This is a genomic window from Brevibacillus daliensis, from assembly GCF_021245735.1.
GTDB classification, from domain to species: domain Bacteria; phylum Bacillota; class Bacilli; order Brevibacillales; family Brevibacillaceae; genus Brevibacillus_B; species Brevibacillus_B daliensis.
Genome location: NZ_JAJISB010000071.1, coordinates 1 through 1,732 on the forward strand (window position 1 = coordinate 1; position 1,732 = coordinate 1,732).

Annotated in this window: 3 protein-coding genes; 1 reads left to right on the top strand and 2 read right to left on the bottom strand. The window is 31.4% G+C overall.

Annotated elements, in window-relative coordinates:
- Positions 1–25: 25 nt before the first annotated feature.
- On the bottom strand, positions 26–493 hold the full coding sequence (locus LM917_RS24245) for a hypothetical protein (RefSeq protein ID WP_232700268.1): 468 nt from the start codon (positions 491–493) through the stop codon (positions 26–28).
- Positions 494–534: 41 nt separating this feature from the next.
- Positions 535–1,146, bottom strand: a complete 612-nt coding sequence (locus LM917_RS24250; protein ID WP_232700269.1) for a DUF4309 domain-containing protein — start codon at positions 1,144–1,146, stop codon at positions 535–537.
- A 217-nt stretch (positions 1,147–1,363) separates the two neighbouring features.
- On the opposite strand from LM917_RS24250, the gene LM917_RS24255 reads away from it, so the two are divergent.
- Positions 1,364–1,732: hypothetical protein (locus LM917_RS24255; RefSeq protein WP_232700270.1), on the top strand; the 369-nt coding region annotated here is incomplete at its 3' end.

The window sequence follows — 1,732 nt, forward strand, 5'->3', positions numbered from 1 at the left end:
ACTTAACCAAGATGTGTCCATGAAACTATACTAACTCCAGTCCATATGTGAAATGTTTAACTTTAATCGAATGATGTAACAGGAATGGTTGGAGTAAAGTAATACCAAGTAAAGATACTAAATAAGTGATATAACCTGGTGAAAAAAATAATGTATCATACTTCATTTCATTAAAGCTTACGTAATAAATTCCGCGAATAAACCCAGAAATTAAAAAAGGAATTACTGGGAATGCAAATACGTATATCATAAATATTGATATTATTTTTTCGTTTTTTGCTGTTTCTTTTTTTACAATTAGGTAACAGCCTATGATTATAAGATAAATAGCTAATATTGTTGGTGGTAAAAGAGAAGCAATAACCAACACATTAAGGGAAACTATTTCAAAATTAAAAAATAAAAACAACCAAATTATGGTATTAATAATTACTGTAGCAAGTAACCAATATAAATATTTCCTTGTAGATATCTTGTCTAATAGTCGAATCACTAAAATCTCCCCTTTAATCATAGATGTTATAGCAAATTATGTTACTCCTTCTTAATGATATGTAAGGAATAAACAGGAGACTCCGTGTTGTCTGCTTCAAAATTAATATATATATTATCTATCATATAAGAAAAGAAATATCGATCATCTGCAGTAGTAGTCTCGTCTTCATTAATAATTTCTTCACTTATAGGCTTCCCTAGTACTTCCTTAATCTCATCAATATTCGTCTTATCTAAATAATTTGAATCTAATCGAATAGAGAAGACACGATTTTTCTCGTCAAAAAATACTAACACATCATTTAAATTTTGGAACTTAGAGTACAAACCTCCTGTATAGTAGTCTTCCTCAATAATCGGACCGTATAATTCTATAACTTCAGCTTTCAGTGTTCCAATATTAATACTAAAACCCTGAATTATATTATTTTGAATCTGAGATAGAAAATTCTGATCGAGAATTACTTTATTTATTTCTGAGCTCTTCTGTCGATCTGTTATCTCACTAATTTCTTTTTTGGAATGTATTACAGAGTTCTCTGCTACCGATTCCGCTTTTTTATTGGTTTCTGGTGCATGGGTGGTTGAAGAAGGTGTACATCCCATAAGAGAGAATGAGAGAACAAAAGTCGTAACTATACTTCTTTTCAAGCAAAACACTCCTTTTATTTCACGAACTTATATTCAATTATATAGAATATCAATAATATTTCATCATAATTGTCCTGAGAAAAAAGAGTTGTAGACTGAAAAAATAAAGTATTAGACTAGGAAAATAAAGTTGTAGACTGAGAAAACATAGTGTTAGACTGAGAAAACATAGTGTTAGACTGCCAAAGCCTCAGATAGTACGTAGTGGAGGGTATTTATGAAATCTAAGCTTATTGATATGGATGGAGTACCTGTAATTTCTTTACCATCAGGTTATGATTTGTTAGAAACTTTTATCGGGACAAACCTTCAAGAAAAAGATGAAAAGGGTATGTGGGTGATTGATTCGATTAATGAAATATTGAGAGGTAAAGTGACCAACACAACCCTATCTGGTGTGAAGTATCATGTAGTCGAGCTAAGCAATACAACCGTGAGGATAATTGATCCATATTCCGATGACGGAGCTTGTTGTGAGTTACTCATAGACACTTTTAAAAGTATTATTGTCAACTGGCTCCAACAAAAGGATAAATACTACGGACTAAACTCCCTCGAAATGATTCCGTTTCCTCACTCAAGCTCA